General features: G+C 73.4%; 19 protein-coding genes and 1 pseudogene. 12 read left to right on the top strand and 8 right to left on the bottom strand.

Annotated elements, in window-relative coordinates; all coding sequences use genetic code 11:
- Positions 1–14: 14 nt before the first annotated feature.
- The 4 genes and pseudogenes from ACFC1F_RS32440 to ACFC1F_RS32425 form a co-directional block, all read right to left on the bottom strand.
- Entirely contained in the window at positions 15–584 is a 570-nt protein-coding gene (locus ACFC1F_RS32440) for a hypothetical protein (protein WP_376163727.1), read from the bottom strand.
- A 46-nt stretch (positions 585–630) separates the two neighbouring features.
- Positions 631–1,410, bottom strand: a complete 780-nt coding sequence (locus tag ACFC1F_RS32435; protein WP_376163725.1) for a TIGR04222 domain-containing membrane protein — start codon at positions 1,408–1,410, stop codon at positions 631–633.
- A gap of 100 nt (positions 1,411–1,510) precedes the next feature.
- Positions 1,511–2,572, bottom strand: a complete 1,062-nt coding sequence (locus tag ACFC1F_RS32430) for a TIGR04222 domain-containing membrane protein (RefSeq protein ID WP_376163722.1) — start codon at positions 2,570–2,572, stop codon at positions 1,511–1,513.
- Between the two features lie 40 nt (positions 2,573–2,612).
- A pseudogene (locus tag ACFC1F_RS32425) lies at positions 2,613–3,970 on the bottom strand (DUF692 domain-containing protein).
- Positions 3,971–4,228: 258 nt separating this feature from the next.
- Here ACFC1F_RS32425 and ACFC1F_RS32420 point away from each other — a divergent pair.
- From ACFC1F_RS32420 to ACFC1F_RS32385, 8 genes are all read left to right on the top strand, one after another.
- Positions 4,229–5,152: a GNAT family N-acetyltransferase gene (locus ACFC1F_RS32420; RefSeq protein WP_376163720.1), complete on the top strand. Its 924-nt coding sequence runs from the start codon at positions 4,229–4,231 to the stop codon at positions 5,150–5,152.
- Between the two features lie 193 nt (positions 5,153–5,345).
- Positions 5,346–6,092, top strand: coding sequence for a hypothetical protein (locus ACFC1F_RS32415; protein WP_209411676.1), 747 nt, complete (start codon positions 5,346–5,348; stop codon positions 6,090–6,092).
- A gap of 237 nt (positions 6,093–6,329) precedes the next feature.
- Positions 6,330–7,355 (top strand): MBL fold metallo-hydrolase, encoded by a 1,026-nt coding sequence (locus ACFC1F_RS32410; protein WP_376163717.1) that lies wholly within the window; start codon positions 6,330–6,332, stop codon positions 7,353–7,355.
- Positions 7,356–7,419: 64 nt separating this feature from the next.
- Complete coding sequence (locus tag ACFC1F_RS32405; protein WP_376163715.1) at positions 7,420–9,339, top strand: ATP-binding protein; 1,920 nt, start codon at positions 7,420–7,422, stop codon at positions 9,337–9,339.
- Positions 9,336–9,767 carry a roadblock/LC7 domain-containing protein gene (locus ACFC1F_RS32400; protein ID WP_307853043.1) on the top strand — a complete coding sequence of 144 codons (432 nt, stop codon included), beginning with the start codon at positions 9,336–9,338 and terminating at the stop codon, positions 9,765–9,767. The genes ACFC1F_RS32405 and ACFC1F_RS32400 overlap by 4 nt, the downstream gene beginning before the upstream one ends.
- Positions 9,764–10,126 (top strand): DUF742 domain-containing protein, encoded by a 363-nt coding sequence (locus tag ACFC1F_RS32395; RefSeq protein ID WP_148642558.1) that lies wholly within the window; start codon positions 9,764–9,766, stop codon positions 10,124–10,126. The genes ACFC1F_RS32400 and ACFC1F_RS32395 overlap by 4 nt, the downstream gene beginning before the upstream one ends.
- A gap of 121 nt (positions 10,127–10,247) precedes the next feature.
- Positions 10,248–10,808, top strand: coding sequence for an ATP/GTP-binding protein (locus ACFC1F_RS32390; RefSeq protein WP_376163713.1), 561 nt, complete (start codon positions 10,248–10,250; stop codon positions 10,806–10,808).
- Positions 10,805–12,070, top strand: a complete 1,266-nt coding sequence (locus ACFC1F_RS32385) for a cytochrome P450 (RefSeq protein ID WP_376163711.1) — start codon at positions 10,805–10,807, stop codon at positions 12,068–12,070. The genes ACFC1F_RS32390 and ACFC1F_RS32385 overlap by 4 nt, the downstream gene beginning before the upstream one ends.
- Before the next feature lie 81 nt (positions 12,071–12,151).
- On the opposite strand, the gene msrB is transcribed toward ACFC1F_RS32385, so the two are convergent.
- The 4 genes from msrB to ACFC1F_RS32365 form a co-directional block, all read right to left on the bottom strand.
- Positions 12,152–12,562, bottom strand: coding sequence for a peptide-methionine (R)-S-oxide reductase MsrB (gene msrB, locus ACFC1F_RS32380; protein WP_209411680.1), 411 nt, complete (start codon positions 12,560–12,562; stop codon positions 12,152–12,154).
- 24 nt (positions 12,563–12,586) lie between these two features.
- Complete coding sequence (murC, locus tag ACFC1F_RS32375; protein WP_376163709.1) at positions 12,587–14,017, bottom strand: UDP-N-acetylmuramate--L-alanine ligase; 1,431 nt, start codon at positions 14,015–14,017, stop codon at positions 12,587–12,589.
- Between the two features lie 111 nt (positions 14,018–14,128).
- Positions 14,129–14,590 (bottom strand): indole-3-glycerol phosphate synthase, encoded by a 462-nt coding sequence (locus ACFC1F_RS32370; RefSeq protein ID WP_209411681.1) that lies wholly within the window; start codon positions 14,588–14,590, stop codon positions 14,129–14,131.
- A 146-nt stretch (positions 14,591–14,736) separates the two neighbouring features.
- Positions 14,737–15,522, bottom strand: coding sequence for a pyrimidine reductase family protein (locus tag ACFC1F_RS32365; RefSeq protein ID WP_376163707.1), 786 nt, complete (start codon positions 15,520–15,522; stop codon positions 14,737–14,739).
- A gap of 75 nt (positions 15,523–15,597) precedes the next feature.
- Here ACFC1F_RS32365 and zapE point away from each other — a divergent pair, with 75 nt between their 5' ends.
- From zapE to ACFC1F_RS32345, 4 genes are all read left to right on the top strand, one after another.
- Positions 15,598–16,677: a cell division protein ZapE gene (gene zapE, locus ACFC1F_RS32360; RefSeq protein ID WP_376163705.1), complete on the top strand. Its 1,080-nt coding sequence runs from the start codon at positions 15,598–15,600 to the stop codon at positions 16,675–16,677.
- Between the two features lie 81 nt (positions 16,678–16,758).
- On the top strand, positions 16,759–18,852 hold the full coding sequence (gene uvrB, locus ACFC1F_RS32355) for an excinuclease ABC subunit UvrB (RefSeq protein WP_376163703.1): 2,094 nt from the start codon (positions 16,759–16,761) through the stop codon (positions 18,850–18,852).
- Between the two features lie 251 nt (positions 18,853–19,103).
- On the top strand, positions 19,104–19,685 hold the full coding sequence (locus ACFC1F_RS32350; protein ID WP_148642552.1) for a TerD family protein: 582 nt from the start codon (positions 19,104–19,106) through the stop codon (positions 19,683–19,685).
- 314 nt (positions 19,686–19,999) lie between these two features.
- Positions 20,000–20,998: a TerC family protein gene (locus ACFC1F_RS32345; protein WP_376163701.1), complete on the top strand. Its 999-nt coding sequence runs from the start codon at positions 20,000–20,002 to the stop codon at positions 20,996–20,998.
- The last annotated feature ends 39 nt before the right edge of the window (positions 20,999–21,037 follow it).

The following is a 21,037-nucleotide window of genomic DNA, read 5'->3' as shown; positions in this document are numbered from 1 at the left end:
GTTTGCGGCGGTCCTCAGGGGCGCTCGCCCGCGAACTCGCGCAGGACCGCGGTGTAGTGGGTGCCGAGGTCGATCCGGGTGATCCGGTCCAGCCGGAACTTCACCGGCTCGTCGTACCAGCGCGCCTCGGTGTCGACCCGGTGCAGGCGCAGCGACTTCGGGCGCACGCCGGTCACGGCGCCGACCCAGCAGACGTCCGGTGCGCTCTCCTCGGTGTGCAGCGCGATGAGCCCGTACGCCCGGCTCGCCGCCTCGGCCAGGCCCGGCAGGTCGTCCAGCGGCAGGTCGCCGGCCGGCGGGCGGACCGGCCAGGCGCCGCGCCGGCGCAGCGCGCGGACGGTCAGCCCGTCCTCGCCGCCGATCCGGCGGACCTTGCGCAGGTCGGCGGTGCGGACGGCCGTCCAGCCGTCGAGGCGGTGGTCGGTGCAGTTGGCGAGCAGGGTCCAGACCGGGCCGGTGCCGACGACGAAGCCCTCCAGGCGGTCGGCGCCCGGCAGCGAGCGGCGCAGCCGGACCAGCCCGCCGTCCCGTACGGCCAGGTCGAGGGTGGGGACGGGCGAGGTGGGGCCCGCGGTTCGCTTCATGCCGCGAGTCTGCCGGGGGAGGCCGGGCGGCGCACCGGGTTTCCGGTCAGTGCCGGTGGCGCAGGGCCGCGCGCAGGCGCGGGTCCGGGACGGCGGCGGGGCCGATCATGGCGACGGCGGTGAGCAGTTCGCGCTCGTCGTCGTCGCCGAGGCCGTGCTGGCGGGGCGGGCGGACCTCGCGCAGGACCTCCTGGCCGACGGGGGAGGCCCAGCGGGTGTACGGGTAGACGTCGACCCGGGCCATCAGCAGGGTGCCCGCGGTGAGGACCAGCGGCAGCGAGAACCAGGCGAGCGGCGCCAGCGCGTCACCGTCCGAGAGGCCGCCGACGGCCACGGCGCCGGCCATCAGGGCCAGCGAGAGCAGCAGCGCGTGCCGGACCTGCCGGATCACCAGGACGGTGCTCTGCTGGACCGGTGCCGGGGTGGCCAGGCCGGCCAGGGCGAGCCGGCCGCCGATCTCCAGCACGGTCGGGTGGGCGGCCATCGCCCGGCGCAGGTCGTCGGTGCGGCACTGGCCGTCCGGGCCGACGGTGGTGATGACGGCCCGCTCCAGCCGGCTGCGGCCCCTCGGGTCGACCACGGTGGTCCAGCCGGTGTGGGCGAGGTGCAGCCGGCCCCGGGAGGCCATCAGGACGAGTGCCAGTTCGACCACCCGGTCCGGTCCGCCCGCCAGGTACGCCGTCTCGTACAGGCCGATCCCGACCGCCTCGGGCGGTCGGGGGCCCTCCTGGTCGGCGAGCGCGTCGGCGGTGGCGGCCATCCGGACCAGCCGGATGCAGGAGAGCACCGCGGCGGCGCAGGCCGGGATCAGGAAGAGCAACCACATGGGCTTGTTGTAGACCCGCCTTCACTCCGGGCGGAACGGATTCCCGGACCGCGATACCGAACTGTGACTCGGGAGGCCGGTGGGAGTTCGAGGCCGGACCCTACGAGCCGCACGAGCTGCCTCCGCCGCAGCTGGAACCGCAGCTGGAGGAGGACGAGGAGCCGCAGCTGCTGGAGCTGGAGCCGCAACCGGACGAGGAGGACGAGCCGCAGCTGCCGGAGGAGGAGCCGCAGCCCGAACCGGAGGAGGAGCCGCAGCCCGAACCGGAGGAGCCGGAGTCGGACGAGGCGCCGCACCAGGTGGCCGGGTTGGAGGAGGAGCCGGAGGAGGACGAAGCCGTGGAGGAGGCCATGCCGGCGGCCACCCTGGCGGCCTCCTCCTCGGCCGCCGCGGCGGCGAGCATCGCCTCCTGGAGCTCCGCGTCCTCCAGCCCGGACGCGGCCAGCCCGCCGAGCGCGATCGCGCCGAGCAGCGCGGCGCCGGTCGCCAGGGGTGTCACGGCGTCGGCGGGCGTCCACGGCTTGCCGGTGTCCATCAGGGCGAGCTGGCGGCGTCCGGCGGGCGTGATCCGGCCCTTGAGCGGCCAGGAGACGATCACTGACGCCAGCCCGACGATCAGCAGGACCGCCGGGATCCAGAGCGCCGGGCGGTCCGCTTCGCCGTTGTCCAGGACGTAGGCGAGGACGGTGCTCAGCACCACGACCAGCAGGGCCAGCCAGAGCGGTCGGCGCGCCACCTTGGCCCGGCGCAGCAGGACGGGGTTGCGCAGCAGCCCGCGGTGGGCGAGTCCGTCGCCCAGCTTCTGGACGGCGGCCGAGCGCATCACCGCGCGCCGCAGCGGGGCCAGCTCGCGCTGCCCGGCCGGGCCGAGCGCCTCGATGATCGCCTCTTCGACGGAGTCGTACGGCCGGCCGCCGGTCAGCGTGACCAGGCCGTCCCGGTTGACGACGACCCGGCCCGACTGGTGCATCCGGACGAACGCGGTGTCGAAGACCCGGCCGGGCCCGCCGGAGAGGAAGGCGGTGTCGAGCAGCGGCAGCCCGCGCCCGGGCAGGCCCTTGGCCTGCGGGACCCTCTGGGCCGCCTGCTTGGTCTGCGGTGCGTAGAGCGCGGCGGCGACCAGCAGGACGGCTGGTACGAGGAAGTACGTGTTGTGCCACATGGGCGGATTCCCCCGGATGGTGAACGAAGCGGAGAGCGGGTCAGTGGTGCCGGCGGGCGGGCAGCAGCGCCCGGCGCAGGCGGGTGAGCGGGCCGGGCACCGGCTCCGGGGCGGGGCCGCGGAGCCACAGCTCCAGGGCCTGCCGCCGTTCCGGGCCGAGCCCCTCCCCGGGGCCGTAGGCCGAGGTGTTGGCCAGCGCCCACGCGGCGAAGGCGCGGGCGTCGGCGCGGTACCCGCCGGTCTGCGGGTGGCGGCGCGCGAAGGCGAGGAACAGCGGCCCGTACTGCGGCCCGAGCAGCCGGGGCAGCTCCGGGGCCACCTTGGCCGCGGTGTCCCTGCGCTTGTGGGCCAGGCCCAGTGCCTGGGCGTGGACCTGGGCCTCGTCGAAGCCCGGCGGGACCGGCCCGCCCGCCACCAGGGCGGCCAGCAGGGCCTCCTGGCGCTCGGCCAGCCGGGCGCGGGCGGCGGCGAGCTCGCCGTCCTCCGATGTCGTCACGGTCGCCGGGCCCCTTCCAGCACGCGCCGGACGGCGTCCAGTTCGGCGGCCAGCTCCCCGGGCGGCGGGAAGTTCGCGTCCCGCTCCAGCAGGACGCCGGGCGGCGCGACCCGCGCGCACAGCTCGGCCAGCACCTCCAGCACCGGCTCGGTGACGGGGTGCGCGTGCGTGTCGTGCCAGACGCCGTCGACCAGCCGCCCGCCCGCCACGTGGACGTAGGCGAGCGCCTCCAGCGGCAGGCGGTCCAGCTCGGCGGCCGGGTCCACGCCGAGGTTGACCCGGTTGGTGTGCAGGTTGGCGACGTCGATCAGCAGCCGGACACCGGTCCGCTCGACCAGCTCGGCGAGGAACTGCCCCTCGGTCAGCTCGTCGTCCGGCCAGGCCAGCTGGGCGGCGATGTTCTCCAGCGCCAGCGGCACCGGCAGCTGGTCCTGCGCGATCCGGACGTTCTCGGCGATCACCGCGAGCGCGTCGCGCGAGCGCGGTACCGGCAGCAGGTGCCCGGCCTCCAGGCCGCCGGCCCGGACGAACGCCAGGTGCTCGGTGACCAGTGGCGAGCCGAGCGCGTCGGCGGTCTCGGCGAGCCTGGCGAGGCGGGCCGGGTCGGGCCGGTCGGCGCTGCCCAGGCCGAGCGAGACGCCGTGCGGGACCACGGTGACGCCGCGCTCCCGCAGGATCCGCAGCGACTCCGGCAGGTGGCCGGCGCAGACGTTCTCCGCGACCACCTCGACCCAGTCCAGGCCCGGCTGGCGCTCGACCACGATGTCGATCTCGCTGCGCCAGCCGAGGCCGACGCCGAGCGTGCCGACCTGCGCGGAGGTGGCCGGGGCGGTGGCCGGGGCGGCGGTGACCCGGTCGGGTGCGGTGCCCTTGACGGGCGCTTTCAGGGCAGGGGAGGTCATCGGTGCGCCCCCTTCGGAGGGCTGGGTGGGAAGCCGTCGGCCGGCGCGGGCGTCGTCGCCAGGGCGGGACCGGGCTGTGTTGCTGAGGATGTCCCCGGACGCGGCGACTGCCAAGCCTCACCCGGTCATCTCAGAGCATTATTTGAGCTTGCCGGCCCGGTGGTGACCGACCCCGACCCCCTCCCCGCCACGGAACCGCAGGTGGGGGCGGTAAATCGGAGGCGGACCGGGGCCACGGCGGGCTACCGTGGCGCACCTATGACGACTCTGACGATCCGTAACTTCCGCCCGGCCGACGCCGGGGCCGTGGCCGCCGCCCACAGCGCGGGGCGCGAGCACCTGGTGCTCACCCCCGAGGTGTTCGTCTGGATGGACGCCAACCTCCCGGCCGGGCAGCACCACCGCACCCTGGTGGCCGAGCTCGACGGCCGGGTGGTCGGCGCGCTGCGCTGCGGCCTGGTCACCGGCACGACGACCGGGGGCGTCGGCTACGCCAACGGCAGCATCCTGCCGGCGTACCGGCGGCGGGGTGCGTTCACGGCGCTGCTGGCCGAGGCCGAGGCGTACCTGGCCGGGCTCGGCGTCGCCGAGGTGCACAGCTGGGTGGACGAGGAGCCGGGCGCGCTGGAGTTCGCCGCGAACCGCGGCTTCACCGCCGGCCGGACGGCCCACTTCGCCCGCCGCGACCTGTCACTGCCGCTCCCGGCCGCCCCCGACCTGCCGGCCGGTGTCGAGCTGCGCCCCGCGAGCGAGTGGGTGGAGGACCCGTACCCGATCTTCGTCATCGAGGCGGACGCGATCCGCGACGAGCCGGGCGAGGTCGTGATGGACGCCGCCGACTACGAGGAGTTCCTCCACGGCGACTGGGCCCGCCCGGACCTCGACCGCGAGCTGACGACGGTCGCCGTCCTGGACGGCGAGCCGGTCGCGTTCAGCGCGGTGCAGACGGACGGCGCGAACCGCTACTGGTCGGCGTTCTCGGCCTGCCGGCGGGACTTCCGGGGGCGGGGCCTGACCAAGCTCGCCAAGCTGGAGTCGCTGCGCCGGGCGCAGGCGGCGGGCTACCGGCGGGCGTACACCAGCAACGACGCGACCAACGCGCCGATGCTCGCCATCAACGAGTGGCTCGGGTACGAGCGCTGCGCGAGCGAGCGGAAGTTCGTCAAGCGGCTGGACGGCTGACGGGCGGGCCGGGGGGAGGCCTGCCCCGCCGGCCGTCCGTGGCGAGGCACGGGTCTTCACCCGAAGGGGTGAAGTGGGCGCATTGCCGACGGCGGGCGCCGGGTTGACGGCAGTGCCGGGAGTTCCCGGTGTTCTACGGGGCATCACCTCTCGGCAGACAGTTCGTGCCCGAGTCTTCCGCGCGGGGGATGCTATGGAGATCCTGCTTCAGGTCCTGGTCGGGTTCGTTCCGGCGGTCATCGGTTTTCTCGCCGCCCGCTCGCTCGCCCGCGCCCGGCTCTTTCTGCAGTACGGCTTCCTCCGCGCGCTGCTCGCGCCGTACAGCCGGGTGCAGATCATCACCCCCGGCATCGAGGTGGCGGAGTTCGCCTTCGCCAAGGACGGCCGCCGGCTGACCAGCCGGGGCCCGAGGAACGTCCTCTTCATGCCGATGGCCGAGGCGCGGGCGATAGCCCAACTCATCGACCTGCTGCGGAAGGTCAACCGGAAGGCGACGATAGAGCTGGTCGCGGCCGGCTCGCAGGACCCGAGGATGCCGACCTTCTCGATCGGCGGCCCGAGCGTCAACCGGTACTCGGCGAGCGTGCTCGGCGCGGCGTTCCCGGACTTCTGCATCGAGTACCCGGAGGCGGCCCGCGCCCGCTGGGGCGGGATGACCTTCGAGGCGCAGTACAACGCGGCGGACGAACTGATCCGGGATCACGGCTTCGTCTTCGTGACCCGTACCTCCCGGCAGGCGCCCTGCATCGTGGTCTGCGGGGTCTTCGCCTTCGGTTCGGCAATGGCGGTGGAGGCGCTGGCGGCCACCGGTCGGAAGTCGCCGCTGGCGGCGCTGTTCCGCAGCGGGGAGAAAGGATTCGCCGCCGTCGAGGGCCGGGTCATCGGTCTCGACACGGTGGACGTCACGGTGGAGGTCTGCCGGATCCTGCCCGCCGTCTGAGCAGCGGGCGGGCGCCGGGCACCGTGGATCCGGGGCTCGGAGGTAGCCCGGGAGCAGGAAGTCGGCCGGTCCGACCTCCCGCGTTCACCGGTCCGTCCGTCCCCGTGCATTGAGACGAAATGGGCCGGACCGTGCCGGTGCGAAGTAGGACAGGTCAGGATGGTCCGGGACAGGAAATGGCTTGAATCACAAGCCTTTTACTCCCATACCAGTCACATCATCGGCATAATCGCGCACATGACGATCAGCCGTGCGAACGTGAGCGCGATAGCCGAGGACCTGTACGTGTGGCTTCCGCCCAAGCGCGGCTGGGGGCTGGCCAACTGCGGGCTGCTGGCCTCGCCGGGGACCGCGCTCTGGATCGACACGCCCTACGACCCCTCCCTCGCCGCCGAGTTCCTCGCCGAGAGCCGGCAACGGCTGGCCGACGGCGTCACCGTCGACCGGATCGTCGTCACCCACGCCAACGGCGACCACCTCTGGGGCGCGGGCGTGCTCCCGGACGCCGAGGTGATCGCCACGCGCGAGGCGCTCGGCCACATCCACTGGGAGCCGAGCCCGAAGCAGCAGCACGCGCTCGTCACGGGCAGCGACCCGGCCTCGCTGCTCGGCGGCTACCTCCAGCGCCACTTCGGCCAGTTCGACTGGTCCGAGACCGAGCCCGTCCACCCGCAGACCGTCTTCAGCGGCGAGCTGGAGCTCCGGGTGGGGGAGTACCCCGTCCAGATCACCGCACTGCCGTCCGCGCACACCGGCGGCGACCTGATCGTCCACCTGCCGCACCAGCGCGCGGTGTTCACCGGCGACGTGATCTTCGGCTCGACGCCCGAGCAGCCCGGCGACCACCCCTCGCACTGGGCCGGCCCGCTGGAGAACGTCATCGGCGCCTGCGAGCAGGCCCTGGCCACCGGAGCCGAGATCTTCGTCCCCGGCCACGGCCCGGTGCTGGACCGCTCCGGGGTCCGGGACCACATCGCCTACCTCGGCTACGTCCGCGAGCGCGCGCACGCCCTGCACGAGGCCGGGATTCCGGCGCTGGACGCCGCCCGGCGGATCATCGCCGAGCAGCGCCACCCCGAACTCGGCCTGCCCGAGCGGCTGGTGCTCACCGTCGCCGCCGAGTACCGGCACCTGGACGGCAGCGAGGTGCCGAACGTGCTGGAGGCCATGAGCCAGGTCGCCCTGGTGGCCAGGGAGCTGGACGAGGAGGCCGGCCGCCCGTCGCGGCCCCGGTCCGGGCAGGACGCCCCCGCGTCGGCCTGACCCGGCGCCCGCGCCCGCACCGGCGCACCCCCACCCCCCTTCGATCGAGGACGTCCGAGGTTCGATGATGCAGATCGCGCTGCTCGCCCTGGCAGTGCTCGCAGCCGCCGCGCTCGCGGCGGCCGTTGTCCTGGCCCGCTTACGGACCCGCGCACTCGTCCGGGCCGTCGCCGCCGAGACGGCCGCCGCCCACGGCGAGGAACGGGCCCGCGCCGCCGACGGCCGGCTGGCCCGGGGCGAGCAGCAGCTCCGCGAGGCGCAGGCGCTCACCCGCCGGGCCACCGAGGAGGCGCAGCGCACCGAGACCCGGGCGCTGGCCGCGGAGGGCAGGGCCCGCGAGGCCGCCCAACGCACCGCCGAGGCGGAGCACCGTGCGGCCGAGGCCGAGCTGCACGCCCGCGCGGCCGAGGACCGCACCGCCGCGGCCGTCCGCCGGGCCGCCGAGGCCGACGAGCGGGTCCGCGCCCTGCTGGCCGAGATCGGCCACCTCGCCGCCGAGCGGGTGAGCGCCACCTCGCTGCGGCTCCTCCACCCCAGCGCTCCCGCCGACGGCCCGCTGGACCCGCAGGCCGTCGGCCCCGAGGCCGTGCGGCTGCTCCAGGCCGTCCTGGACGCCGCCGCCACCGCCGTCACCGACGAGCGCGAACGGGTCGACGCCGCCGCCCGCGCCGCGATGCGCGGTGCCACCTCCAAGATCCAGACGCTGCTCTACCAGATCCAGAGCCTGGTCCAGCAGCTCCAGCACGACAACGACGACCCCCGGCTGCTGGAGCTCGACTTCCGCAACGAGGTCGCGCTGCGCCGGATCCAGACCATCGCGGTGCTCTGCGAGGCCTGGCCCGGCCTGGCCCGGACCGACTCGCCGCTGGCCGAGGTGGTGCTCGGCGCGCTCTCCCGGGTGCCCGGCTACGCCCGGATCAAGGTCGCCAACCACCTGCGGGAGAACCGGCTGGCCGTGGTGGCCCGGGCGGCGGAGCCGCTCGCCATCGCCATCGCCGAGCTGCTCGCCAACGCCACCGCGTACTCGCACCCGGAGACCGACATCCCGGTCACCGTCCAGCAGGGCGGCCGTGGCGCGCTGGTGATCATCGACGACAGCGGCATCGGCATGGAGGAGGACCAGCTGGGCCGCGCCCGCCGCCTGCTGGCCGGTCCGCCCGAGGTGCTGCTCACCGAGCTGGGCAACCCTCCCAAGACCGGCTTCGCGGTGGCCGGCAAGCTGGCCCGGCAGTACGGCTTCGCCTGCCACATCGAGATCTCGCCCTACGGCGGCATGCGGACCATCGTGCGGATCCCGGCCGGGCTGCTGACCGTGGTGGACGCGGAGCAGCCGCTCTCGGTGCTCACCCCGCTGCCGCTGCGCGCCGGGGCGGGGCCGGCGCCCGCGCCGACCGTGCAGGTGGTGCCGACGCCGTACGACGAGTCCGACGATCGGAACGGGCACGACGGGCCGGACGGGCACCACCTGCCGACCCGGCACGCCGCGCCGGCCATGCACGTCGTGCCGCCGGTGCACGAGGTGACGCCGGGGCCCGCCGCGCCGTCCGACGGCAGCGGCCTGCCCACCAGGCGCAGGCGCCAGCCGCTCGCCCAGCAGCCGGCCGTCGGCGCCGCCCGGGCCACCGCCGCCCAGGCCCTCGGGGGCGCGTCGACGGATGCCCCGACGGGTGCGCCGGACGACACGCTCTCCGGCCTGGCCGCGCGGACCCCCGAGGAGGCCGCCGCCCGCTGGCAGGCGCTGCAACAGGGCACCGGCTCCGGCCGGGCCGCCGTCGCCCGGGCGGAGTCCGCGGAGGTCGGCCAACGGGCCGCCGAGGCCCTCCCGGCCGCCGTACGCCCGGCCGCCGACGGCCCCGACACGACAAGCCCGGCCGCCGCCGACACCGCCGACCGCACCGGCCCCGACCACATGGGCCCCGAGGCCGCCGGCCCGGGCCCGACCGGCCACCGCCCCGCCCAGCCCTCCGAAGGAGCAGAGCAGTGAGCAGCACGTCCAGCCTGACCGCCACCGACGAGATCTCGTGGGTGCTGACGCCGTTACTGGAGCTGCCGGGTGTCCTGCACGCGGTCATCGCGACCGGCGACGGCCTCGTCGAGGGGGCCTCGGACGGCCTCGGCCGCGCCTCCGCCGAGCGGGTCGCCGCGATGACGGCCACCGTGCACGCCGCGGCCCGCGCGTTCACCACCGCGTTCACCGACACCGAGCAGCCCCGGCTGGCGCAGACCGTGGTCGAGTCCGACCTGGGCTTCGCCATCGTCGTCCCGGCCGGTGAGAACACCTCGCTGGCGGTGTTCACCACCCCGGAGGCCCAACTCGGCAACGTGGCCTACCAGATGCAGGTCCAGGTCGCCGCCCTGGGCCACGCCCTGGCGAGCCCGGCCAGGCGGCAGGACGTCAGCGCCCGGTCATGACCGCCGTACCCCGCAGGAGGATGGTCCCTGCCTACCTGGCCACCGGCGGCCGGGCCCGCCCCGGCACGGAGGGCTTCGAACGGCTCACCGTGCTGCACGCCACGGGCGCCGAACCGCCGCAGGCGTTGCAGGACCTGGAGGGCGAGCACCGGCGCCTCTGGGAGCTGTTGCAGCCCGGCGCGCTGACCGTGGTGGAGGCCGCCGCCCATCTGCGGCTCCCGGTCAGCGCCACCGTCTTCCTCGCGGCCGACCTGGTCGAGGCGGGCTGTCTCCGGGCCCGCGCCCCGATCCCCCGCGCACAGCAGACCGACCGCTCCATCGTCGAGAGGCTCCTCGTTGGACTCCGCACTCTCCGGTAGCCCCGCCGGCAGCCGGCCGGGCGGCCAGGCCCAGGCTCCGGCTCCGGCTCCGGGCCAGGTTCCGGCTCCGGGCCAGGCCCAGGGCCGGGTGGGTTATCTGCCCGACCGGGACCAGACACTGATGAAGCTGGTCGTCGCCGGCCCGTTCGGGGTCGGCAAGACGACGCTCATCCGCACCCTCTCGGAGATCCCGACCCTCCACACGGAGGAGGCGATGACCGAGACCGGGGCCCCCGTTGACGACACCGCGCTCCTACCGGGCAAGGCCACCACCACGGTCGCGGTCGACTTCGGCCGCCTGACCCTGCCCGGCCAGGTGGTGCTCTACATGTTCGGCACCCCCGGCCAGCGCCGCTTCTTCCCGCTCTGGCGGGACATCGCCCGCGGCGCCGTCGGCGCCCTGGTGCTGGCGGACACCCGCCGGCTGGCCGACTCCTTCGAGATCATGGACATGGTCGAGGAGCAGGGCCTGCCGTACGCGGTCGCCGTCAACTGCTTCCCGGACGCGCCCGGCCACGCGGCCGAGGTGCTCCGGGCGCACCTGGACCTCCACCCCGCCACCCCGCTGGTGCTCTGCGACGCCCGCGACCGCGGCGCCAGCCTGGACGCGCTGATCGCACTGGCCGAGCACGTCCTGCACGGCCTGCCCGCAGCACCCGACGCCGCCCCGGAGCAGCCGTGACCAGCACCGACACCACCGGCACCGACACCACCGGCGCCACCCGCACCACCGACAGCGGCACCACTGCCACCGGAGCGGACGACGGGCCGATCGCGTTGCACGGCCCGGAGTTCGCCGCCGCCCCGAAACTCGTCTACGACCGGTTGCGCCGCCACGGCCCCGTCGCCCCGGTGGAGCTCGCCCCCGGGGTCGAGGCCCTGCTGGTCACCGACTACCAGGCCGCCCTGGACCTGCTGCGCGACACCGACACCTTCTCCAAGGACCCGCGGGCCTGGCCGGAGACCGTCCCGCCGGACTCGCCGCTGCAGCCGATGCTCGGCTTCCGCCCCACCGCCTTCTTCACCGACGGCGCCGAGCACGCCCGCTACCGCCAGGTGATCACCGACGGGCTCGCCCTGCTGGAACCGCACCTGCTCCAGCGCCGGATCGCCGAGGTCGCCCACCAGCTGATCGACGCCTTCGCGGCCACCGGCTCGGCCGACCTGATCGCCCAGTACGCGCGCCGGCTGCCGGCGTTCGTCTTCAACACCTGGTACGGCGTGCCCGAGGAGCACAGCGCCCGGCTGGTGGCCGGCATCGCGGACATGGTGGAGTCCACGGAGCAGTCGGTCGTCGCCTACACGGACCTCGTCGCGGTGGTGACCGAGATGGTCGCCGAGCGCCGCACACGGCCCCAGCGCGACCTGACCTCCTGGTTCCTCACCCACCCGGCCCGGCTGGACGACGACGAGGTGGTCCGGCAGATCACCCTCACCATGATCGCGGGGCACGAGCCGACCGCCAACCTGATCGGCAACGCGCTGCTGCGCCTGCTCACCGACGCCCGCTACGCCGGCTCGCTGTTCGGCGGCGCGATGACCGCGCACCAGGCGATCGACGAGGCGCTCTGGCACGAGCCGCCGATGGCCAACCTCTCCGCCCACTACCCGCGCTACGACGTCACCTTCCACGGCCGCGAGATCCCGGCCGGCTCGCTGGTGCTCGTCTCCTACGCGGCCGCCAACTCCCAGGCCGCGCCGTCCACCGACGGCCCCGGGCTGGGCAGCGGGCAGTCCGCCCACCTGGCCTGGTCGGCCGGCCCGCACGCGTGCCCGGCCCGCGACCCCGCGCTGCTGATCGCGATCACCGCCATCGAGCAGCTCACCAGCCGCCTCAGCGACCTCGAACTCGCGACGCCCGCCGGCAACCTGCTCTGGCGCCCGGGCCCCTTCCACCGGGCCCTGGTGCACCTGCCGGTCCGCTTCCAGCCCGTCCCGGGGTAGCCGACGGGCGGCGGGGACGACCGCGGACAGCACGCAGGCCCGGGAACCGGACGGCGGTTCCCGGGCCTGTGGTACGCGGGGTCAGCCCTCGTCGGCCGGCTTCAGCGTCAGCGAGATGCTGTTGATGCAGTACCGCTGGTCGGTCGGCGTGCCGTATCCCTCGCCCTCGAAGACGTGCCCGAGGTGCCCGCCGCACCTCGCGCACCGCACCTCGACCCGGCGCATGCCGAGCGTGGTGTCCTCGATGTACTGGACTCGGTCCCCGGCGAGCGGCGCGTAGTAGGACGGCCAGCCGCAGTGGCTGTCGAACTTGGTCTCCGAGCTGAACAGCTCGGCGCCGCAGGCGCGGCAGCCGTAGACGCCGACCGTCTTGGTGTCGGTGTACTCGCCGGTGAACGGGCGCTCGGTGCCGGCTTCGCGGAGGACGTGGTACTCCTCCGGCGAGAGCTGGGCGCGCCACTCGGCGTCGGTCTTCTCGATCTCGTAGCTCATCACACGCTCCCGGTCGGCAGGTCCTCAGACGTTGGTGGCAACGTTCGCGAGGTGCTTCAGGCCCCTCTTCAATTCTTCCAGGATGGCCGGGCCCAGGTTGGTGACGTCGCCCGCGCCCATGGTCAGCAGCAGGTCGCCCGGGCGGGCCAGGCCGGCCAGCAGGGCGGGGGCGGCGTCGAAGGCGTGCTCGGGCGTCACGTCGGCGCCGGCCCGCCTGGCCGCGTCGATGATCAGCTCGCTGGTGACACCGGGGATCGGGTCCTCGCGGGCCGGGTAGATGTCGAGGACGACGGAGGCGTCGGCGAGGGAGAGCGCCTGGCCCATCTCCTCGGCGAGCTGCTGGGTGCGGCTGAACAGGTGCGGCTGGAAGACCACCAGCACCCGGCCCGCGCCCTCCAGGCCCTCGCGGATCGCCTCCAGGTCGGCGGCCATCTCGGTCGGGTGGTGGGCGTAGGAGTCGATCACCTGGACGCCGCCCGCCTCGCCCTTGAGCTGGAGCCGGCGCCGCACGCCGGTGTAGGCGCCGAGCGCCTTGGCGAGGTCGGCGGCCGGGACGCCGAGCGCGACGCCGGCGGCCAGCGCCGAGACCGCGTTGTGCGCGTAGTGCCGGCCGGGCACCGAGACGGTGAAGGACAGCTCGGCGCCGTCCAGCAGGACGGTGACCTCGCTGGTCATGCCGCGGGCGACCACCGACAGGACGCGGACGTCGGCGTCCTCGGCGGCGCCGACGGTGACCACGTTCAGGCCGTCACGGCCGGCCACCCGCGAGGTCAGCTCGCGCGCACCCGCGTGGTCGGCGGAGACGACCAGGGTGCCGCCGGGGGTGATCCGGCCGACGAAGGTCTCGAAGGACTCGTAGATCTCGTCGATCGAGGCGTAGTTGGCGTGGTGGTCGAGCTCCACGTTGAGCACGATCGCCACCTCGGGCGCGTACTTGTGGAAGCTGCGGTCGCTCTCGTCGGCCTCGGCGACGAAGATCTCGCCGGTGCCGTGGTGGGCGTTGGAGCCGGGTGCGTCGAGGTCGCCGCCGATCGCGTACGAGGGGTCGAGGCCCAGCTCGCCGAGGGCGACGGCCAGCATGCTGGTGGTGGTGGTCTTGCCGTGGGTGCCGGCCACCGCCAGCGCCCGGCGGCCGCCCATCAGCGCGGCCAGCGCGTCGGAGCGGTGGACGACCGGGACGCCGCGCTCGCGGGCGGCGGCCAGCTCCGGGTTGTCGGCGCGGATCGCGCTGGAGACGACGACGCTGCTGACGCCCTCCGGCAGGTTCTCGGCGGCGTGGCCGATGTGCACGTCGGCGCCGAGCGCGCGCAGCGCCAGGACGGTCTCGGACTCCTTGGAGTCACTGCCGGAGACGCTGGCGCCGCGGACCGCGAGGATCTTCGCCAGGCCGGACATCCCGGCGCCGCCGATACCGATGAAGTGCGGGGCGTGCAGGTCGTGCGCGGCGTCGTTCAAGGCGGGGCTCCGTACGGGCGGGGGCAGGACAGGGGGACAGCTGGGGTCGGACGTGCGAATCGTCCTCGCGGACGGGCCGCAAGGACGATTCTGCACCACCGGCGGGTCGGCTCAGGAGTCGCTGGCGAACAGCCGCAGCACCGGGACGCCCACCTTGTGCCGGGCCTGGGAGGCCCAGTCGCGGTGGAAGAACTCCTCCACGAAGTGCGGCGAGGTGAGCACGACCACCTCGTCGGCCTCGTGCTCCTCGACCGCCGTGCGCAGCCGGTCCAGCGGCTTCTCCTCGACCAGCTCGCCGACCGCCTCGGCCCCGGCCGCGCGCAGGTGGCGCAGGCTGTGCTCCAGCGACTCGCTGGCCACCGTCGGCCCGCTCTCGGACTCGTCGTGCTCGTGCACCACCTTGTCGAGGTGGCCGAGCGCGACGTCGTCCAGGGCCCGCAGCAGCTCGTCCTGCTTGCCGCGCGGCTGCATCAGGACGACGAAGGACACCTTCTCGTCGCTGTGGAGCGTGGTGACCAGCTCCACGTCGTCGTCGGAGAGCGCCTTTTCGATCATCAGTACCGTCTTGAACACGTGAATCCCTTCCAGTGGCCGGCCCCCGGGCCCCGGCATCGCATCCCATACTGCCCGGCGGAAGCTTTCCGCACGCTGCCCACCCGTCATCACACGGGCCACGCGGACGAAGGCTCCCGACCGGGATCGGGATCACATTCCGGGGATCACGGGGTCGGCGAGGCCGAGTGCGGGTGAAGACGCAGGTAGCGGGTGAAGAGGAATCCTTTCTGCTCGATCAATGAGACCAGCCGCATCCGCTGCACGTCAGGCATTTCCGCATCGTGGATGATGCGCGGCGCGTCGCCGGCCGTGATCAACGGCGCCAGCGACAGACACAGCTCGTCCAGCAGGTCCTGGGCCGCCAGCTGTCCCAGCAGCCGCGGGCCGCCCTCGCTCAGCAACCTCGTCCAGCCCCGTGCGGCCAGCGCCGCGACCGCCGCCCGCAGGTCCACCGAGCCGCGGCCGGCCTGCACCACGTCGGCCACCTCGGCCACCGCGCGCAGGCCCTCCGCCGGGGCGTCCTCGGTGGTGATCACCACCGTCCGCACCAGCGGCTCGGTGAACAGCGGCGCCGCCAGGTCCAGCCCCAGCGAGCGGCTGACCACCGCGATGGCCGGAGCCGGGGCCTGCCCGGCCGCCCGGCGCGCCTGCGCGAACTCGGCCCGCGCCCGCCCGGGGCGGTAGCCCTCGGCGCGGACCGTCTCGGCACCCACCAGCACCACGTCCGACAGCGCCCGCAGCACCCCGAAGATCCGCTTGTCGGCGTCCCCGGAGAGCCCCTCGGAGAGCCCGTCCAGCTTCGCCCCGCCGTCCAGGCCGGACACCATGTTGGCGCGCAGCCACGGCCGGCCGTGATTCACCTGGTCGGGGTACGCGTAGACGGCGGCCAGCGACTCCAGCGAGGCCGGATCGGCGAAGGACTGGGCGAGCGGGCTGATCAACTGTTGCATACCGCCAGTCTTCCACCGGCCTCCACCGGTGGCCCCGCCCTGAGGCGTGCACGACCAGGCGTACCCTCTACTACCGTGCCCGCAGCAGCCCCACACCCCGACGCCGCGACCGAGGCCGGGTCGATAACCCCCGCCCCCGTCGCGCTCACCGACCGGCGCCCCGTCGTTCCCGCCGAGCGCCTGGTCGCCGAGATGGTCCCCCCGCCCCGCTTCTCCGACGTGAGCTTCGGGACGTACATCCCCGACGCGACCCAGCCCAGCCAGTACGAGGCCGTGCAGGTGCTGGAGCAGTTCGCCGGCACGCTCAACAGCGTCAACGGCGCGGCCCCCAGGCGCAGCTGGTTCCGCCGCAGCGCCCCCGCGCCCAGCGGCCCGGCCGGCGTCTACCTGGACGGCGGCTACGGCGTCGGCAAGACCCACCTGCTCGCCTCGCTCTGGCACGCCGCGCCCGGCCCCAAGGCCTTCGGCACCTTCGTCGAGCTGACCAACCTGGTCGGCGCGCTCGGCTTCCAGCAGGCCGTGCAGACCCTCTCCGGCCACAGGCTGCTCTGCATCGACGAGTTCGAGCTGGACGACCCGGGCGACACCGTCCTCGTCTCCACCCTGCTCGGCCGCCTGGTCGAGAACGGCGTCAAGCTCTGCGCCACCTCCAACACGCTGCCCGAGAAGCTCGGCGAGGGCCGGTTCGCCGCCGCCGACTTCCTGCGCGAGATCCAGGGCCTCTCCGCGCACTTCCGCCCGATGCGGATCGACGGCCAGGACTACCGCCACCGCGGCCTCCCGGACGCCCCGCCGCCGTACGCCGACGCACACGTGGACGCCGTCGCCGCCCGCACCCCGGGCGCCTCGCTGGACGACTTCGGCGCGCTGCTGGACCACCTCTCCGCCGTCCACCCCAGCCGCTACGGCGCCCTGCTGGACGACGTGCAGGCGGTCTGCCTGCGGGGCGTGCGGCAGGTCGACGACCAGTCCACCGCGCTGCGCCTGGTCGTCCTCGCCGACCGGATGTACGACCGCGAGCTGCCGATCACCGCCTCCGGCGTCCCCTTCGACCAGGTCTTCCCGGAGGAGATGCTCCGCGGCGGCTACCGCAAGAAGTACCTGCGCGCGGTCTCCCGCCTGGTCGCCCTCGCCCGCGACAGCGCGAAGGGCTGACGCGGGGGCCGGGCCCGCGGCCCCGGCGCGGGATCACGCGTTGGCGCCCGTGTTGTCAGTGGTGGGTCGTACGGTGGACTCGTGCGACCCATCACGAGCATTGAGCGGTCAGAGGCGCCCTTCGAGGTCGTCAGCCCCTTCCAGCCCAACGGCGACCAGCCGGCGGCCATCGCCGAGCTGGAGCGCCGGATCCGCGCGGGGGAGAAGGACGTCGTCCTGCTCGGTGCCACCGGTACCGGCAAGTCGGCCACCACGGCGTGGATGATCGAGAAGCTCCAGCGCCCCACCCTGGTGATGGCGCCGAACAAGACGCTGGCGGCCCAGCTGGCCAACGAGTTCCGCGAGCTGCTGCCGAACAACGCGGTCGAGTACTTCGTCTCGTACTACGACTACTACCAGCCCGAGGCGTACGTCCCGCAGACGGACACCTACATCGAGAAGGACTCCTCGATCAACGAGGAGGTCGAGCGGCTGCGCCACTCCGCGACCAACTCGCTGCTCACCCGCCGGGACGTGGTGGTGGTCGCCTCCGTCTCCTGCATCTACGGCCTCGGCACCCCGCAGGAGTACGTCGACCGGATGGTGCGGCTCAAGGTCGGCGAGGAGATCGACCGCGACGTCCTGCTCCGCCGCTTCGTCGACATCCAGTACACCCGCAACGACCTCGCCTTCACCCGCGGCACCTTCCGGGTCCGCGGCGACACCATCGAGATCTTCCCGGTCTACGAGGAGCTGGCCGTCCGGATCGAGATGTTCGGCGACGAGATCGAGGCGCTGTACACCCTGCACCCGCTCACCGGCGAGATCATCAGCCAGGACGACTCCGTGCACGTCTTCCCGGCCTCCCACTACGTGGCCGGCCCGGAGCGCATGGAGCGCGCGGTCAACGACATCGAGCGGGAGCTGGAGCAGACGCTCGCCAGGATGGAGAAGCAGGGCAAGCTGCTGGAGGCCCAGCGGCTGCGGATGCGCACCACCTACGACATCGAGATGCTCCGCCAGATCGGCACCTGCTCCGGCGTGGAGAACTACTCGATGCACTTCGACGGCCGCGAGCCCGGCTCCCCGCCGAACACGCTGCTCGACTACTTCCCGGAGGACTTCCTCCTGGTCATCGACGAGTCGCACGTCACCGTCCCGCAGATCGGCGCGATGTACGAGGGCGACGCCTCGCGCAAGCGCACCCTGGTCGAGCACGGCTTCCGGCTGCCCTCCGCGATGGACAACCGCCCGCTCAAGTGGGAGGAGTTCCTGGAGCGGGTCGACCAGACCGTGTACCTCTCGGCCACCCCGGGCCCGTACGAGCTGTCGCGCGGCGACGGCCAGGTCGAGCAGATCATCCGCCCGACCGGCCTGATCGACCCCGAGGTGATCGTCAAGCCGACCGAGGGCCAGATCGACGACCTGGTGCACGAGGTCCGCAAGCGGGTCGAGCGGGACGAGCGCGTCCTGGTCACCACGCTCACCAAGAAGATGGCCGAGGACCTCACCGACTACATGCTCGGCCTGGACATCCGGGTCCGGTACCTGCACAGCGACGTCGACACGCTGCGCCGGGTCGAGCTGCTGCGCGAGCTGCGGGCCGGCCGGTACGACGTGCTGGTCGGCATCAACCTGCTCCGCGAGGGCCTCGACCTGCCCGAGGTCTCCCTGGTGGCGATCCTGGACGCGGACAAGGAGGGCTTCCTGCGCTCCGGCACCTCGCTGATCCAGACCATCGGCCGCGCCGCCCGCAACGTCTCCGGCCAGGTCCACATGTACGCGGACCGGATCACCCCCTCGATGGAGAAGGCGATCGAGGAGACCAACCGCCGCCGGGACGTCCAGCAGGCCTACAACAAGAAGCACGGCATCGACCCGCAGCCGCTGCGCAAGAAGATCGGCGACATCCTGGACACCCTCGCCCGCGAGGACGTGGACACCGACGAGCTGCTCTCCACCGGGTACCGGGGTGCGGCCGCCAAGGGCAAGGCCCCGGTGCCGGCGCTCGGCGCGGACCGCAAGCCGGCCAAGTCCATGCCGGCCGCCGAGCTCGCCGACCTGATCCAGTCGATGACGGACCGGATGCACGCGGCCGCGACGGACCTCCAGTTCGAGGTTGCGGCCCGGCTGCGCGACGAGGTCAAGGAGCTGAAGAAGGAGCTGCGGCAGATGCGCGAGGCCGGCATCGCCTGACGCCTCCCGGCGCACCGCCGCGGGGCTTGGCCGGTTCTGACACCGGTCAAGCCCCGGGGTGTCTCAGCCTTGCCACAAACGGGTAGACGCTGACCGGTGCGCCCGACCGCAGGCCATAGGCTTGTCTGCGGTGCCGTCCGGGGACGAGGGCGGTCGCACCAGGGGGCCTCAGCCGGGGGACGGCAACGGGGTGTTCCACCGTGGAGCCGGCGCGGAGACCGACCGCGCGGCTGGGCAGAGAGGACAACGCCGTGTCGGTGAACCTTGCCAAGGGGCAGCAGGTCAGCCTGCAGAAGGGTTCGGGCGAATCGCTGACCATCGTCCGGATGGGGCTGGGGTGGAAGGCGGCGCCCAAGCGGGGCCTCTTCGGCAGCCGCACCCGGCAGATCGACCTGGACGCCTCGGCGCTGCTGTACGCCGAGCAGACCCCGTCCGACGTGGTTTTCTTCCAGCACCTGGAGAGCAACGACGGGTCCGTCCGGCACACCGGCGACAACCTGGTCGGCGGCACCGGTGCGGGCGGGGACGACGAGTCGATCCTGGTCGACCTGGTGCACGTGCCGGCGCACATCACCCAGGTGGTGTTCACGGTCAGCTCCTACACCGGGCAGACCTTCGCCGAGGTGCAGAACGCGTACTGCCGGCTGGTGGACGAGTCCACCGGTCTGGAGCTGGCCCGGTACGAGCTGGCCGGCGGCGGCCCGCACACCGGGCAGATCATGGCCAAGGTGTTCCGCGAGCCGTCCGGCGGCTGGGGCATGCAGGCGATCGGCGCGCCCGCGCGGGGCCGGACCTTCCAGGACCTGCTGCCGGCCATCGAGCCGTTCCTCTAGGCGCCGGGCGAAGCGCCCGGGGAGGGCCTGCGCGAGGTACCCCGCGGAGGCGCCTCGCGCAGGCCCCCCGGGCGCCCGGGAAGGGGGGAGTGCGGGGCGGTCCTTTACCTTCTTTACCTTCCTTTGGACTTCCTGTTACTCTCGAAGGCAGCGGAGGGGAGTATTCCCCCGCAGTCGTCCCGTCATCACGGGCGCCCTCGCGAGCGGCGCCCCGGGGCACTGGTCCGCGGGCGCGCCAGAGCGGGTCCGACGGGCGGAAGAGACCTCCGGCAAGTGACGATGACTGTCTCGCCTACCTGCCGGAGGAGCAGTAAGTGGACGTTTCCGTAAGCATGTGGGTCGGCACGATCGGTGTGTTGCTGGCGCTGATCGTGGCCGATTTCTTCATCGGCGGACGCAAGCCGCACGAGGTGTCGATCAAGGAAGCCGGGATCTGGACCGCGGTCTGGGTCGTGCTGGCCGTGGTCTTCGGCGGTTTCCTCTGGTGGCACTCCGGCGCGCAGCCGGCCGGTGAGTTCTTCGCCGGTTACATCACCGAGAAGTCGCTCAGTGTCGACAACCTGTTCGTGTTCATTCTGATCATGGGCAAGTTCGCGGTTCCGCGGATCTACCAGCAGCGCGTGCTGATGTTCGGCGTGATCATCGCGCTGGTGCTGCGGGCGGTCTTCATCGCGGGCGGCGCGGCGCTGGTGGCGCAGTTCTCCTGGGTGTTCTTCATCTTCGGCGCCTTCCTGATCTGGACGGCGTGGAAGCTGATCAAGGAGGCCCGGGCCGACGAGGAGGACGAGGAGTTCGAGGAGAACCGTCTGCTCAAGTCCATCGAGCAGCGCTTTCCGTCGACGGACAAGTACCACGGCACCAAGCTTTTCGTGAGGGAGAAGAGCAGTATCCGGGAGAACGGCCGCCGGCTGATGACCCCGATGCTGATCGTCATGCTGGCGATCGGCACCACGGACGTCCTCTTCGCGCTGGACTCCATCCCGGCGATCTTCGGCCTCACCCAGGACCCGTACATCGTCTTCACCGCCAACGCCTTCGCCCTGATGGGCCTGCGCCAGCTGTACTTCCTGATCGGCGGCCTGCTGAAGAAGCTGGTCCACCTCTCGTACGGCCTGTCGGTGATCCTCGGCTTCATCGGCGTGAAGCTGGTCCTGCACGCCGCCCACGAGGCCGGCGCGAACGTGCCGGAGATCGGCATCCCGCTCTCCCTGGGCGTCATCGTCGTCGTCCTGGCCGTCACCACGGTGACCAGCCTGATGGCCTCGAAGAAGCAGGAGCGGGAAGCGGTGGAGTCGGAGAAGATCGACGCCTGACCCCCTCGTACGACGGCGGGCCCGCGACCTGGCAGAGGT

The sequence above is a fragment of the Kitasatospora sp. NPDC056181 genome (genome assembly GCF_042266225.1).
In the GTDB taxonomy this organism is placed as follows: domain Bacteria; phylum Actinomycetota; class Actinomycetes; order Streptomycetales; family Streptomycetaceae; genus Kitasatospora.
The sequence above is the reverse complement of the archived record's forward strand: the minus strand, read 5'-3'. Positions and strand labels throughout refer to the sequence as shown.